The organism is Amycolatopsis sp. lyj-346 (assembly GCF_046548975.1).
Classification (GTDB): domain Bacteria; phylum Actinomycetota; class Actinomycetes; order Mycobacteriales; family Pseudonocardiaceae; genus Amycolatopsis.
The window spans coordinates 664974-680343 of sequence record NZ_JAJPWT010000003.1 but is presented as its reverse complement, the minus strand read 5'-3'; the positions used below and the strand labels follow the sequence as shown (position 1 = coordinate 680343).

Sequence of the window (15370 nt, the reverse complement as noted above, 5' to 3'; positions counted from 1 at the left end):
CCTGCAATCATGCAGGGATCACTGGCCACGCGCGTACCGACCACCCGCCGATACCTGATGTGCCCGCCGCGCTTCTTCGCGGTGGACTACGTGATCAACCCCTGGATGGACCCGACCCAGCCGGTCAGCGCCGACGTCGCCGTCGCGCAGTGGACCGAGCTGCGCGACACCTACCGCCGCCTCGGCCACACCGTCGAGGAGATCGAGCCCCAGCCCGGCCTGCCCGACATGGTCTTCGCCGCCAACTCCGGCACCGTCGTCGACGGCCGCGTGCTCGGCTCGCGGTTCCGCGCGCCGCAGCGCGCCGCCGAGGCCGAGCACTTCCGCCGCTGGTTCGTCGAGCACGGCTACCGCGACATCACCATGCCGGAGAAGATCAACGAGGCCGAAGGCGACTTCGCCTGGACCGGTTCCGTGCTGCTCGCCGGCACCGGCTTCCGCACCGACCCGGCCGCGCACGCCGAGGCGCAGGAGGTCCTCGGCGTCCCGGTCGTCTCGCTGCAGCTGGTCGACCCGCGCTACTACCACCTCGACACCGCGCTGTTCGTGCTCGCCGAGACGACGGACACGACCCGCGCCCAGATCGTCTACTACCCGGACGCCTTCTCCGCCGGCTCGCGCCGCGTGCTGGCGCGGATGTTCCCGGACGCGGTGCTCGCGACGAGGGAAGACGCCGAGTGCTTCGGCCTCAACGGCGTGTCCGACGGCCGCAACGTCGTCCTGCCCGTCGAGGCCACCCGTCTGGGTGAACTTCTCGTCGCACGGGGGTACGAGCCGGTCTACGTCGACATCTCCGAGCTGCGGAAAGCCGGCGGTGGCCCGAAGTGCTGCACGCTGGAAATCCGGAAGGGATAACCGGCGGGCGAAAAAGTGTAACTCACCCGTTTGCCATCGCGATTAATCGAAGTAACAAATCGACTACTCGCGGTGGCAGGCGGTGGGAGTGGTGACGGTGATCCTTGCCGTGCACGGGGTGGGCCGGCCGGCGCGCCCGCTCGATCCGGGTGAGGACGAGCGCTGGCTGACCATCGGCCAGTTCGAGCGCGTCCTCGACGTCGCGGCCGAGCGCGAAGACGTCCACCTGACCTTCGACGACGGCAACGACTCCGACGTCGAGATCGTGCTGCCGCGGCTGGCCGACCGCGGGCTCAAGGCGGAGTTCTTCCCCCTGGCCGGCCGGCTCGGGCAGCGCGGGTACCTCGACCGCGACGGGCTGCGCGAGCTCGTGCGCGCCGGGATGGAGATCGGCTCGCACGGCTGGGAACCCCGCGACTGGCGGCGGCTCGACGACCGGCACGCCGACCGCGAGCTGAAGGACGCGCCGAAGCTGCTCGGCGACCTGTGCGGCCGGCCGGTGCGGCGCTACTCGCTGCCGTTCGGCGCCTACGACCGGCGCGTGCTCGCTCGGCTGCGGCAGGCGGGCGCCACTCGCGTCTACTCCAGCGACGGCGGGGCGACCCGCCGCGACGGCTGGCTGCAGGCGCGCACCGAGCTCCCGCACGACCTCGACGGCGACTGGCTCGACGGCGTTCTCGCCGGCTCCCGGCGGCGGGCCGCGCACTGGGTGAGCCGCTTCTTCCGCTGCGCTGCCCGTTAGGTGTCACCCGCCGGAGCCGGCCGGCCGGTCGTGTTCCGGCCAACAGGTCGCCGCCTTCCGCCGTCATAAGGAAAGTTTCCTAACCAGAGGGCCGCTGACATTTTTTTACCGCCCGGCGGCGAACCGTGGTTCTCGGCCACGGTCCGCCGACGGCCCGCGTACCGGATCGAGACGCAATTTTCACCCGAATCCCTTGCGTCTCACCGCAGTCTCACGCTGTCCCCCGTTCGCCACACCCGCGGTAACGATCCAGGGGTGGCCGCCGACCAACTTGAGGGTCGCGTGGAAAAGCGGAGGTTTTGGCGTGAAGATCAGTGTCTTCGGGCTCGGTTATGTCGGCTGTGTCTCCGCCGCGTGCCTGGCGGGGCAGGGACACCGGGTGGTCGGCGTGGACGTCAACCCGGTGAAGATCGACCTCATCACGCAGGGCAACGCCCCGGTGGTCGAGGAGCGGATCGGCGAGCTGACCGCGGAGGTGGTCGCGAGCGGCGCGCTGAGAGCCACGACCGACGTCGCCGAAGCCGTCGCCGACAGCGAGATTTCGCTGGTCTGCGTCGGTACGCCGTCGGCGCCGAACGGCAGTCTTTCCACGGTCTACCTCGAGCGCGTGGCCGAGGAAATCGGCGAAGCGCTCGCCAGGAAGAGCGAGCGGCACACGGTCGTCTTCCGCAGCACGATGCTGCCCGGCACCTGCCTCGACCTGCTGGTTCCGATCCTGGAGAAGGCCTCGGGCCGCACGGCCGGGGTCGATTTCGGCGTCGCGGTGAACCCCGAATTCCTGCGCGAGGGCACCAGCGTCCGCGATTTCTTCGACCCGCCGAAGACCGTGATCGGCGAGATCGACGCGGCCAGCGGGGACGCCGTCGCGGCGTTGTACGAGGGCCTGCCCGGTCCGGTTTTCCGGGTACCGATCCCGGTCGCGGAAATGACGAAGTACGCCGACAACTCCTTCCACGGCCTGAAGATCGGCTTCGCGAACGAGCTCGGCTCGATCTGCCGGGCGCTCGGCCTCGACTCGCACCAGGTGATCGACGTCTTCCTCGCCGACACCAAGCTCAACATCAGCCCCGCCTACCTCAAGCCCGGGTTCGCCTTCGGTGGCTCGTGCCTGCCGAAGGACCTGCGCGGGCTCGTCTACGCCGCGCACCGCGCCGACGTCAGCGTGCCGATCCTGTCGCACGTGCTCGCGTCGAACGACGACCACCTGCAGCGGGCGTTCGACCTGGTCGCGCGCACCGGCAAGCGCAAGGTCGGGCTGTTCGGCCTGTCGTTCAAACCGGGTACCGACGACCTGCGCGAGTCGCCGCTGGTGGAGCTGGCCGAGAAGCTGCTCGGCAAGGGCTACGACCTGAAGATCTACGACGCCAACGTCAGCCTCTCGCGGCTGATGGGCGCCAACCGCGAGTACATCGAGAGCAGGCTGCCGCACCTCGGCCAGCTGCTGGCCGGGTCCGTCGAAGAAGTGATGGACCACGCCGACGTCCTGCTCGTCGGCACCAAGGACCCGGACGTGCTGGCGGCGCTGCCGCACGGTGGCGACCGGGAGATCGTCGACCTCGTCCGCCTGCCCGACGCCGAGACGCGTCGCCTTGAAGAGGGATATGCCGGCCTTGCCTGGTAAAGCGCTCATCCTCGTCGAAAACCTGTCCGTTCCCTTCGACCGGCGGGTCTGGCAGGAGTCCACGACCCTGCGCGACGCCGGGTGGGAAGTCCACGTGATCTGCCCGCAGGGCACGAAACGCGACACCGAAGCCGAAGCCGTCGTCGACGGCGTCCACATCCACCGCTATCCGCTGAAGGCGGCGACCGGCGGGCCCGCCGGCTACCTCCAGGAGTACGGCACCGCGCTGTGGCACACACTGCGGCTGGCCCGCAAGGTCGGGCCGGTCGACGTCGTGCACGCCTGCAACCCGCCGGACCTGCTGTACCTGGTCGCGAAGCTGCTCAAGCGCCAGGGCGCGAAGTTCGTCTTCGACCAGCACGACCTGTGCCCCGAGCTGTACCTCTCCCGGTTCGACCGCGGGCAAGACCTCCTTTACCGCGGGGTCTGCGCGCTCGAACGCGCCACCTACCGCGCCGCCGACGTCGTGATCTCCACGAACGAGAGCTACCAGCAGGTCGCCCGGATCCGCGGCGGCAAGCGGCCCGAGGACGTCTTCGTGGTGCGCAGCGCCCCGGTCGTCGAGCGGTTCCACGAGGTGCCTGCCGAGCCCGAGCTGAAGAAGGGCAAGCCGTACCTGCTGGCCTACCTCGGCGTGATGGGCCCGCAGGACGGGGTCGACTACGCCCTGCGCGCGCTCGCGAAGCTGCGTGACGAAATCGGCCGCACCGACTGGCACGCGGTGTTCGTCGGCTCCGGCGACGCGTTCGACGACATGGTCGCGCTGTCGGCGAAGCTCGGGCTGGCCAACCAGGTGGAGTTCACCGGCCGGATCTCCGACGAGGACCTGGTCCGCTACCTGTCCACCGCCGACGTCTGCCTGTCGCCGGACCCGCTGAACCCGCTCAACGACGTCTCCACGATGAACAAGGTCATGGAGTACATGGCGATGAGCAAGCCGATCGTCTCGTTCGAGCTGCGGGAGGCGCGGGTGTCCGCGGGCGACGCGGCGGTCTACGCCCCGGCGAACGACGAGGCGGCGTTCGCGGCGCTGGTGTCGCGGCTGCTCGACGACCCGGAGGAGCGGATCCGGATGGGCAAGCTGGGCCAGGCCAGGGTGGCGGGCCCGCTCTCGTGGGAGAACTCGGCGAGGAACCTGCTAGCCGCGTATGAGCACGCTGTGAAGTCCTGATCGCCGTTAGGTCAAGAACTCACCGGACGTGTAACCAATGCTCCCGGTCGGACGACGGTTGGGGTAACCGGCCGATCAAGTGGATCCGTTCGGCGTATCCGTCTCAGGAATGGAGATCCCGCCGTTGACTGAAGACACGGTGCGCCTGGCCCTGATCGGGCAGGTTCTGCGGCGGCGTTGGCGGCTTCTGGCCGCCATCGCCGTACTGGGCGCGCTGGTCGGCGCCGGAGCGTCGATCCTGTTCTCGCCCGGCTACAAGACGACGTCCAGCGTGCTGCTCCAGGGCCCGCGCCAGGCCGACGAACTGCTGACCCAGGCCGAGATCGCCACCGCATCGGTCGTCCTCGACCGGGCCGCGGCCATGCTGCCGTGGCACCCCACCGGCGCCGACCTGAAGAAGCAGGTCGGCGCGACGGTCGCGCAGGGCAACGTCGTGACGATCACGGCCTCGGCCGACACCGCCGAGCACGCCCAGCAGCTCGCCGACCAGGTCGCCCAGCAGTTCGTCAAGTACTCCGGGCAGCTGGCGAGCAACTCAGCCGACGCCTCCGTGCAGCTCGCGCAGGAGCAGCGCGAGTCGCTGCGCCAGCAGGTCAAGCTGACCACGGAGAAGATCAGCGACCTCGCCAAGAACGTCGGCGGCGACCTGACCGTGGAGAGCGTGCAGGTCCGCACCCAGCTCGAGGGCCTCAAGTCGTCGCTGGAGCAGGCGATCAACGACCTGAACGAGGCCGACCTCGCGACCGGCGTCGGCAACACCGTGGTGCTCGGGCCGTCGCAGCGCCCGACGTCGCCGGCGGCCCCCACCATGACGCAGTTCGTCGCCGGGGGCGCGGTGCTGTTCTTCCTCGCCGGCGTGTTCGGCCACCTGTTCACCGCCCGCACCGACCACAGGCTGCGGGGCGAGCCGCAGATCGCCTCCGCGCTCGGCGCGCCGATCCTGGCCGGCGTCGACGTCGCCACCCCGCAGGGCGACCGCGTCCCGGCCGACGGCTTCCTCGGCAGGGTGCGGCACCTGCTCGGCAGTGACCGGCCGTGGGTGCTGCCGCCGGTGGCGACCTCGGCCGACGAGGTCAACCGCGACATCCGCTACCGCCGGGTGCTGGCCCGGCTGGCCACCGGCCCCGCCGACGTCCTGCTGCTGGTGGCCGAAGACGACGAAACCGGCCGCCTGGCCGCCTGGCAGCTCGCCGAGCTGGCCGACCGGCTGTCCGTGCCGCTGCGGATCTTCGAGTTCTCGCCCGACCGGCCGACGGTGCCGGACGCCACGGCCGGCTCCGGGGTCCTGGTCGTGCTCGGCGCCGGCACGCGCACCGCGTGGCAGCTCGTCCGGCTCGCCGAGGCCTGCGCCGACGGCCGCCAGGAGATCGTCGGCGCGGTCCTCACCCACCCCGTCCGGCCGATCGAGCCGGAGAAGTCCGGACCCGCGGCGGAAGCCCCCGAGAAAGCCCTGGCAGGTTCGGCGTGACGACTCCCCAAACCCCGGCGGCTCCGCTCGTCGACCTCCAGCGGCTGTTCATCGCGATCCGCCGCCGCAAGCGGATCTGGCTGGCCACCGCGCTGCTCGGGCTCATCGCCGGCACCGCGCTCGCGATCGTGCTGCCCGCGCCGCCGACCGCGGTCGCGAAGGTCATCGTGGTTCACCAGGACGACTCGCCGACCGACAGCGGCACGCTGATGCGCACCGACGTCGCCGTGCTGCAGACGACCCAGATCGCCGAAGCCGCGCTGAAGAAGCTGGGCAGCACCGATTCGCCCGAAGACTTCATGAAGAACTACGCGGGCCTCGGGCTGACGAACAACGTCCTGCAGATCACCGTCAAGGCCAAGAGCGACGCGGAGGCCGCGGCCCGGGCACAGGCGCTGGCCGAGACGTTCATCGCCGACCACGTCAGGCGCAGCCAGGCGGCCGCGGCCGCGCAGTCGCAGGCCATCCTCGACCAGCGCAAGAACGCCCAGGACGAGCTGGCCAGGGTCGAGCAGCAGATCGTCGACGAGGAAGGCAAGGGCCGCCAGGCCAGCCAGCCCGCTCTCGAGAACCTCTACAGCCGCCGCGCCGCGCTCACCGCGCAGATCACGGACTTCACCTCGCGCGCCCAGCAGGCCGGCATCGGCAGCCCGCAGGTCGCCGCGGGCACCCAGGTCGTCGACGCGGCCCGCGTGCTGCCCAAGGCGTTCCTCAAGACCATCGCGACCAACGCCGGCATCGGGTTCGCGCTCGGCCTGGCCCTCGGGCTCGCGCTCGTCGCCGTCGGCGCGGTCTCGCGCGACCGGCCGGTGCTGCGCCGCGAGATCTCGACGCACCTCGGCGCGTCCGTGATCGCACAGCTGCCGTCGAAGCTGCGCGGGCCCGCCCGGCTGTGGCGGCGCTCGCGCGCCGTCTCCGAACGCAAGCGTGTTGCCACGACGCTGGTCCGCCTGATCAAGCAGGATCCGCGCGAGGTGTCGTTGCTGGAACTCGGTGCACCGGGGGTCGCCGCCGCGCTCGGCCTGGACATCGCCGAGGAGCTGGCCGCCGGGGGCGCCGCGAGCGTCGTCGACGACCTGCCGGGCGAGGACGTCCGCAAGCTGGCGCGGGAGACCAAGAGCGAGGTCTCCGTGGCCGGCGCCGCCGACCCGCCCGCGACGGCGGCGGAACGCCGCGTCGGCGTCGGCTCGGTGTCGCCGGGCACGGCGTGGACCGACCTGGCGCACCTCGGCCAGGAAACCGTGCTGGTCGTGAAGGCCGGGCACGCGAACACGCTGTGGCTGCACACCGTCGCGCGGCAGCTGGCCGACCAGGAGATCCCGATCATCGGCGTCGTGCTGGTCGACCCGGATCCACGCGACAAGTCCGACGGCACGCTGTGGGACGGCCTGCACACGGCCCTGCGCGGGCGCGCCCGCCCGGCCGCCGCGGCGAAGCCTGCCGAGCGCGAAGACCGGCTGGACGAGCTGGTCGCCCGCGTCGCCGAGCGCGTCGCCACGACCGAGCCGCCGACGCGCCGGATCACCCCAGTCCGGCCGGTGCTCCCAGCCGCGCTCGCCACGCCGCGGCCGCCGGCCTCGCCGCCGCCACCGGGGAGCGTGAGCGTCCCGGACCACCTGAACGCGCCGACGAAGAAATTCGCCCCGGTCAAGCCCACGAAGCGGCCGACGCCGTTCAAACGCGACCAAGGCGAGCCGAAGCACCAGGGCGAACTCGACGCCGACCTCGAGCCCGAAAAGAGCGCGGAGGTCTCCTGACCCGCGCCGCAACCGAAGGGGAACGCACTCCAGATGTGCGGCATCGCAGGCACCTACCTCTGGCCGGACGGCGGGCCGCTCACCGACCGGCTGACCAAGACGCTGGCCCACCGCGGGCCGGACGGCTCCGGCCGCTACGACCACCGCGCCGGGCCGGGTGAAGTCCACTTGGGACACCGGCGGCTCTCGATCATCGACCTGTCCGAGACCGGCGCCCAGCCCATGGTTCTCGACGGGCTGGCGCTCAGCTACAACGGCGAGCTGTACAACGCGCCCGAGCTGCGGGCCGAGCTGTCCGCGGCCGGCGTGCGCTTCCGCGGCACGTCCGACACCGAGGTGCTGCTGCAGGCGTGGCGGCGCTGGGGCACGGACTGCCTGCCCAAGCTGCGCGGCATGTTCGCCTTCGCGCTGTTCGAAGAGGGCACCGGCGAGCTGTTCCTGGTCCGCGACCAGCTGGGCATCAAGCCGCTGTTCTTCGTGCGGCGGGGCGGCGGGGTCGCGTTCGCGTCCGAGCTGAAGGCCCTCGCCGGCGAGCTGGGCGGGTCGCTGCAGATCGACAACGCGGCGCTGATCGCGTCACTGCTCTACTACTGGGTGCCGGACAGCCGGTGCGCCTACCAGGGCGCGGAGAAGCTGCAGCCGGGCACCTGGCTGCGCTGCCGGCCGGACGGCCAGGTCGACCGCGGCCGGTTCTGGTCGCTGCGCGAGGTCGCCGAAGAGGGCGCGGCCTTCGACGGCGAGGTCGACCTGCACGCCGTGATCGCCGAGTCGACGGCCAAGCACCTGCTCTCGGACGTCCCGGTGGCGACGTTCCTCTCGGGCGGGCTGGACTCCAGCTACCTGACGGCGCTGGCCGCGCGGTCGCAGCCCGGGATCTCCGCCTACACCATCGGGTTCCGCGCCGAAGACGCCAAGTTCGAAGCGATGCCCGACGACCTTCACTATGCGCGGATCGTGGCCGGGAAGTTCGGCGTCGACCTGCACGAGATCGAGATCGCGCCGCAGGTGCTCGACCTGCTGCCGAAGATGACCTACCACCTCGACGAGCCGATCGGCGACCCGGCGGCGATCAACTCGTTCCTGATCTGCTCGGCCGCGCGCGACGCCGGCGTCAAGGTGATGCTGTCCGGGATGGGCGCCGACGAGTTGTTCGCCGGGTACCGCAAACACCTCGCGAACCTCATCGCCCTGCGCTACCACAAGGTGCCGGGTGCGGTCCGGAAACCGGTCGAGTCCCTTGTGGACAGACTGCCGGTGGCGTCGGCCAAGCGCGGCTACCGGTCCGTGCGGTTCGCCAAGCGGTTCCTGTCGTTCGCGGGGCTGCCCGAGGAGACGGCGTTCCGGCGCAGCTACACGATGTACGACCGCGCCGAACTGGTTTCGCTGCTGAACCCGGACTTCGCCCCGCTGGTCGACGACGTCCTGACCGAGCACGCGGACACCTACCACGACCAGTCGCTCGACGACTTCGTCAACCGGATGTGCCTGGCAGACTCGCGGCTGTTCCTGCCCGGGCTGAACCTGACCTACACCGACCGGTCGACGATGGCGGCGTCCACCGAGGTGCGGACGCCGTTCGTCGACGTCGAGGTCGTCCGGGCGGCGTTCAAGATCCCCGGCAACAAGAAGATCGTCGGCCGCGCCGGGAAGATGGCGTTGAAGAACGCGGCGCTGAACATCCTGCCCAGCGAGATCGTGCACCGGCCGAAGGGCCTGTTCAGCGCGCCGCTGCGGGCCTGGATGAGCCGCGACCTGGCGCCTCTGGTGCGCGAAGTCGTCAACGAAGGCGTGCTCGTCGAATCCGGCTTCCTGCAGCGCGAGGCGTTGCAGCGCATGGTCGCCGAGGACGCCGCCGGTCAGGAAGACCGCGGCAAGCACCTCTGGCACGTCTTGACCCTCGAATACTGGTACCGGAACGCGATGTCTGGAGCGGGAGCGAAGTGAAGCAGGTAGTCCAGAACTACAAGAGCGGGGAACTGGCACTCCTCGACGTGCCCGAGCCGGCCTGCAAGCCGGGCGGCGTGCTGGTGCGGACGGTGTACTCGCTGATCTCGACCGGCACCGAGATGATGAAGGTGTCCGAGGCCAGCCTGTCACTGGTGGGCAAGGCGAAGGCGCGGCCCGACCAGGTCGCGAAGGTCATGCAGAGCGTGGCCACCAACGGCCTTTCGGCCACCTACCGCAAGGTGACGTCCAAACTGGACTCCTACACCCCGCTCGGCTACTCGCTGTGCGGCATCGTCGAGCAGGTCGGCGACGGCATCACTGACGTCTCGGTCGGCGACCTGGTGGCCTGCGCGGGCAACGAGCACGCACTGCACTCCGAGCTGAACTGGGTGCCCAAGAACCTCTACTCGCGCGTGCCGGCCGGCGTCGACCCGCGGCACGCGGCGTTCGGCACGGTCGGCTCGATCGCGATGCAGGGCGTCCGCCGCGGCGAGCCGCAGATCGGCGACGTCGCCCTGGTCATCGGGCTCGGCCTGATCGGCCAGCTCGTCGTGCAGCTGCTGGCGTCGTCCGGCGTGCGCGTCGTCGGCGTCGACCCCGACCCGGAGCGCTGCAAGCTCGCGGAGAGCCTCGGCGCGCTGACCTGCGCGCACCCGGCGTCCGGCATCGTCGACACGGCGGTGGACGAGCTGACCCACGGCGCGGGCGTCGACCAGACCTACCTCGCGGCGGGCGGCAACACGAACGACCCGGTGGAGCTGGCCGCGAAGCTGTCCCGCGACCGCGGCCGCGTCATCGATATCGGCAAGTGCAAGCTCGACCTGCCGTGGAACGCCTACTACGAGAAGGAACTGGACGTCCGGTTCTCCCGTTCGTACGGGCCGGGCCGCTACGACCCGTCGTACGAGCTGGAAGGCCGTGACTACCCGATCGGCCAGGTCCGCTGGACCGAGCGCCGCAACCTCGAGTGCGTCCTCGACCTGATCGCGCGCGACCGCCTCGACGTCGAGCCGCTGATCACGCACGTCTCGGACTTCTCTGACGCGGTTTCGACGTACCAGTCGCTGAACGAGGGGTCGCTCAAGGCGGTGGCGGTGCTGTTCCGCTACCCGGAGGCGGTCGCTCGGACGGAGCCCGTGGTGACGTCCGCGCGGGTCGCGGTGGCGTCGTCGCCGGCCGCCGCGCTCCCGGCGGGACAGCCGGTGCGGCTGGGCTTCATCGGGGCGGGGAACTACGCGTCGTCGATGCTGCTGCCGCACCTGGCCGAGCGGGCCGACGTCGAGCTCAAGCACGTCGCGACGACGTCGGCGCTGTCCGGCGCCAACGCGCGGCGCAAGTTCGGCTTCGCCGCGGCGTCGACCGACATCGACAACGTCCTCGGCGACTCGTCGATCGACGCCGTCTTCGTCGTGACGCGGCACAGCTCGCACGCCGAGCTGACCCGCCAGGCGCTGCTGGCCGGCAAGACGGTGTTCGTCGAGAAGCCCCTGGCGCTGTCGCCCGAAGAGCTGCAGAAGGTCCTCGACGCGATCGAGGAGTCCGGCAACGACCGCCTGCAGGTCGGTTTCAACCGCCGGTTCGCGCCGCTGCTGCACGAGGCCCGCGAGCAGTTCGGCCCGCGCGTCGGCCCGGCGAGCGTGCGGTACCTGGTCAACGCCGGCCGCCTCGACCACGGCAGCTGGTACAACCAGACCGACTCCGAGGGCTCCCGCTTCGCCGGCGAGGGCGGCCACTTCATCGACACGGTGAGCTGGCTGCTCGACGCCGACCCGGTCTCGGTGTACGCCACCGGCGACCTCCAGGTGACCCTCGGCTACCCGGACGGTTCGACGGCGGTCATCACCTACGCCGAGACCGGCTCGTCGGGCTTCCCGAAGGAGACCCTGGACCTCACCGCGGACGGCAAGGTCCTCAAGTTCGACGACTTCGTCCGCGCATCGGTGTACTCGCGGAAGAAGTGGGCCAGCTCACGCCTCCCGAAGGGCCGCGACAAGGGCCAGGCCGCCGAGGTCGACGCATTCCTGTCGGCGGCACGGACGGGCTCGCCGATGCCGATCTCGATCGCGTCGCTGGCCGCGACCACGCTGGCGACCCTGGCCGCGCAGACGAGCGTCGCGAACGCGGCACCGGTGCGGATCGAGCTCCCGGTCAAGACGGGCGCCCCGGCATGACGACCGTCGCGCCGAGCCGGCCGGGGCCGCTGTCGAAGGCGGGTGCCCGGCCATGATGGGTCCCGGGTGGTACCTGCGCCGGTTGTCCCGGATGGGGCCGGCGGAGGTTGTCGGGCGCGCGCGGCATGCCGTTGTCCAGCGGCAGTGGCGGTCCGCGCTGCCGGTTCCGCCCGATTGGCCGTCGCACCCCCGCTTCACCGCCGCCCTGCCTTCCGGGGCGCTGGACAAGGTGTCCGGCGAAGCGGCCAAGCGGCTGCTGGCCACGGCCGACGAGCTGATGGCCGGCCGCGCGGAGTACTTCGGCGTCGAGCGCGTGGATTTCGAGGCGCCCGACTGGTTCCTCGACCCCAAGACCGGGCGCCGCGCTCCCTCGGACGTGTACGCCTTCGACGTCCCGTACCGGTCGGAGGACACGGTCGGCGACATCAAGCAGATCTGGGAGCCGTCGCGGCACCAGCACCTCACCGTGCTCGCCGCGGCTTACGCGGTGACCGGCTCTTCGGCGTACGCCTCGCGCGTGGCCGAGCACCTCCGGTCGTGGTGGGCCGCGAACCCGCCGCTGCAGGGGCCGCACTGGGTGAGCGGCATCGAGCTGGGCATCCGGCTCCTGTCGTGGGTCTGGACGCGCCGGTTGCTCGACGGCTGGCCGGGAGTGGCGGAGCTGTTCGAGGAAAACCCGGACTTCCAGCTCCAGCTGTGGCACCACCAGAACTGGCTCGCGACGCTGCGCAGCCACGGTTCGTCGGCGAACAACCACGTGATCGCCGAGGACGCCGGGCTGCTGGCCGCGGCCTGCGCGTTCGGCTGGTTCCCCGAGTCGGCGGGCTGGCGAGCCGAGGCGATGCGCTCGCTGGACGTCCAGCTGGGCCGCAACACGTTCGCCAGTGGCCTCAACGCGGAACTGGCGTCCGAGTACCACGGTCTGGTGCTGGAGCTGGGCCTGGCGGCGGCGGTCGAGGCCGACGCCGCGGGCACGCCGGTGCCGGCTTCGACGTGGGACGTCCTGCTCCGGATGACCGACGCCCTGGCGTCCATTGTGGACAACAGGCTGCGTCCGCCCCGCCAGGGCGACGCCGACGACGGCTTCGGCCTGATCGTCGACGGCTCGGAAACGGACCGCTGGGCGTCGCTGCTGGCTTCGGGGGAAGCGCTGTTCGGCCGCCTGGACTGGTGGCCGGCGATCCCGGCCGACGACGTACGGACACCGCTGCTGGCCTCCCTGGTGTCGCGGACGCCGAGAGCGTCCGGCGTCCGCCCCGCCCGCCGTCCGGCGCACCTGCGGGACGCGGGGATGACGATCCTGCGTTCGGGCCCGGTGTGGGTCCGCTGCGACGGTGGCCCGCACGGATTCCTGTCGATCGCGGCGCACGCCCACGCGGACGCGCTGTCGCTGGAGGTCCGCCACGACGGCGTCGACGTCCTGGCCGACCCGGGCACGTTCTGCTACCACGGCGAGCCGCAGTGGCGGTCGTACTTCCGGTCGACGCTGGGGCACAACACCCTGGAGCTGGCTGGCCGCGACCAGTCGGTATCGGGCGGCCCGTTCCTGTGGACCCGCCACGCGGTGACGAAGGTCTTGGCGGTCCACACCCCGGCCGACGGCCCGTCCCGCTGGTCGGCGGCGCACGACGGCTACGCCCCGGCGGTCCACCGCCGCACGGCCGAGCTGGACGGCGACGTGCTGAAGATCGTCGACGAGGTACTGGGCGAAGGTTTGCCGGAAGCCGCGCGCTTGGTGTTCCACTTCGGCCCGTCGGTGACGGTGATGCTGGACGGCACCACGGCCCGCCTCCGCTGGACGGTCGTTTCCGGTTCGCCGGTCGACGGCGAGCCCGGCCCCGCTGCCGTCGGCGGTGAACGTGCGGCCGGTTCCGCCGCGGCCGCCGACCCGCTCGTCGGGCGGGTTTCCGGTTCGCTCACCGGAGGCGTGCGGACCGCCGTGATGGAGTTGCCGTCCGAACTCTCGTGGACCGTGCACCGGGGCGATACCGAGCCGCCGCTGGGCTGGTACTCCGCGGGGTTCGGGCGCAAGGAACCCGCCACCACTCTTGTCGGCTCCGGGTCGCCCGGACTCCTCACCACCCTGCTCCGCTTCAGTTAGGACCCGCCCGTGACAGCCCGCCGCTTCCGACTCGGCCGTGCAGCTCCGCTGCTCGGCGTCCTGCTCACGGTCGCGGCGTGCTCGGGCGGGCCGGACCCCGACGGTGGCCCGGGCCAGGCCACCCCGGCTCCCAGCGGGTCGGTCGCCGCCGTGTGCGACAAGCAGCCGGCCGGGCCGGCCGCCGCACCGGCGGGGGCCGTCGTCGTCGATCCCGCCGTGCCGGGGGACCTGGCGGCGAAGACGCGCTCGGCCGGCCCCGGCACGACGTTCTGGCTCAAGCCCGGCAAGCACATCCTCGGCGACGACAAGTACGACCAGGTTTCCCCCAAGGACGGTGACGTCTACATCGGCGCCCCGGGCGCGGTCGTCGACGGCCGGAAGATCAACCAGTACGCCTTCACCGGTCACGCGGTCAACGTCAAGATCACCTACGTGACCGTGCAGGGCTTCGTGGCTCCGCACGACGAAGGCGTGGTCAACCACGACTCCGGTGACGGCTGGCTGATCGAGCACTCGACCATCCAGGACAACGAGGGCGCCGGGCTCATGGCGGGCGCGCGCCAGCAGGTGCGCGGCAACTGCCTGCGCCGCAACGGGCAGTACGGCATGAACGCCTACTCCGGCAGCACGCCGATCACCGGACTCGTCGTCGAGGGCAACGAGATCGCCGGCAACAACACCGGCGACTGGGAAGCGAAGATCGACGGCTGCGGCTGCAGCGGCGGCGTCAAGTTCTGGGAGGTAGACGGCGCCGACGTGCGCGGCAACTGGGTGCACGACAACCGCGGCACCGGGCTCTGGGCCGACACGAACAACAACGACTTCCTCATCGAGGGCAACCTCATCGAGAACAACGACAGCGCCGCGCTGATCTACGAGATCAGCTACAACGCGATCATCCGCGACAACACGATCCGCAAGAACAACTGGGCCGACGGCCGCCGGTACGCCGACAAGGGCGACAACTTCCCGACGTCGGCGATCTACATCTCCGAGTCCGGCGGCGAACCGCGGGTCAAGGCCCGCACCGCGAAGATCGACATCTCCCGCAACTACCTGGAGAACAACTGGTCCGGGATCACACTGTGGGAGAACGCCGACCGGTTCTGCAACAGCCCGGCCAACACCTCCTCGGGCGACTGCACCCGGCTGGTGCCGTCCGTCAAGCAGTGCGCGGCCCCGGCGATCACCAGCGGCACGCTGCTGGCCGACTGCCGCTGGAAGACCCAGCACGTCGACATCCACGACAACAAGTTCGTCCTCGACCCGGCGGTCGTCGGCTGCCAGGCCTCGTGCGGCCGGATGGGCCTGCTGTCGAACTTCGGCAGCTACCCGGACTGGTCGCCGTACCGCGGCGAGGCGGTCCAGGAAGTGATCACGTTCAAGCAGGACAACCGCTGGCACGACAACAGCTACACCGGTCCGTGGACGTTCATCACCTACTCGGCCGACCGCGTTCTCCAGATCGGCGAATGGCAAGGTGCACCGTATTCGCAGGACAGCGGAAGCACCTTCACCGGGCAGGGCGGGGGCTGAC

General features: G+C 71.0%; 10 protein-coding genes. All 10 read left to right on the top strand.

What is annotated here, in order from left to right:
- Window positions 1-9 precede the first annotated feature (9 nt).
- Complete coding sequence (gene ddaH, locus ACLJQE_RS14730) at window positions 10-855, top strand: dimethylargininase (RefSeq protein WP_410639732.1); 846 nt, start codon at window positions 10-12, stop codon at window positions 853-855.
- Window positions 856-937: 82 nt separating this feature from the next.
- Window positions 938-1597 carry a polysaccharide deacetylase family protein gene (locus tag ACLJQE_RS14725; RefSeq protein WP_410639731.1) on the top strand — a complete coding sequence of 220 codons (660 nt, stop codon included), beginning with the start codon at window positions 938-940 and terminating at the stop codon, window positions 1595-1597.
- Window positions 1598-1901: 304 nt separating this feature from the next.
- Window positions 1902-3218, top strand: a complete 1317-nt coding sequence (locus ACLJQE_RS14720) for a nucleotide sugar dehydrogenase (protein WP_410639730.1) — start codon at window positions 1902-1904, stop codon at window positions 3216-3218.
- Entirely contained in the window at window positions 3199-4389 is a 1191-nt protein-coding gene (locus ACLJQE_RS14715; protein ID WP_410639729.1) for a glycosyltransferase family 4 protein, read from the top strand. The genes ACLJQE_RS14720 and ACLJQE_RS14715 overlap by 20 nt, the downstream gene beginning before the upstream one ends.
- Before the next feature lie 109 nt (window positions 4390-4498).
- Window positions 4499-5857 carry an exopolysaccharide biosynthesis protein gene (locus ACLJQE_RS14710; RefSeq protein ID WP_410639728.1) on the top strand — a complete coding sequence of 453 codons (1359 nt, stop codon included), beginning with the start codon at window positions 4499-4501 and terminating at the stop codon, window positions 5855-5857.
- Window positions 5854-7614, top strand: coding sequence for a Wzz/FepE/Etk N-terminal domain-containing protein (locus ACLJQE_RS14705; protein WP_410639727.1), 1761 nt, complete (start codon window positions 5854-5856; stop codon window positions 7612-7614). Before ACLJQE_RS14710 ends, ACLJQE_RS14705 begins: the two co-directional genes overlap by 4 nt.
- Before the next feature lie 33 nt (window positions 7615-7647).
- The gene (gene asnB, locus ACLJQE_RS14700) at window positions 7648-9558 is read left to right on the top strand and encodes an asparagine synthase (glutamine-hydrolyzing) (RefSeq protein ID WP_410639726.1); all 1911 of its coding nucleotides are present in this window, start codon (window positions 7648-7650) and stop codon (window positions 9556-9558) included.
- Window positions 9555-11732: a bi-domain-containing oxidoreductase gene (locus ACLJQE_RS14695; protein ID WP_410639725.1), complete on the top strand. Its 2178-nt coding sequence runs from the start codon at window positions 9555-9557 to the stop codon at window positions 11730-11732. Before asnB ends, ACLJQE_RS14695 begins: the two co-directional genes overlap by 4 nt.
- A gap of 52 nt (window positions 11733-11784) precedes the next feature.
- Window positions 11785-13833 carry an alginate lyase family protein gene (locus ACLJQE_RS14690; protein ID WP_410639724.1) on the top strand — a complete coding sequence of 683 codons (2049 nt, stop codon included), beginning with the start codon at window positions 11785-11787 and terminating at the stop codon, window positions 13831-13833.
- 9 nt (window positions 13834-13842) lie between these two features.
- A complete protein-coding gene (locus tag ACLJQE_RS14685) occupies window positions 13843-15369 on the top strand; it encodes a right-handed parallel beta-helix repeat-containing protein (RefSeq protein WP_410639723.1) in 1527 nt (508 codons plus the stop codon).
- The last annotated feature ends 1 nt before the right edge of the window (window position 15370 follow it).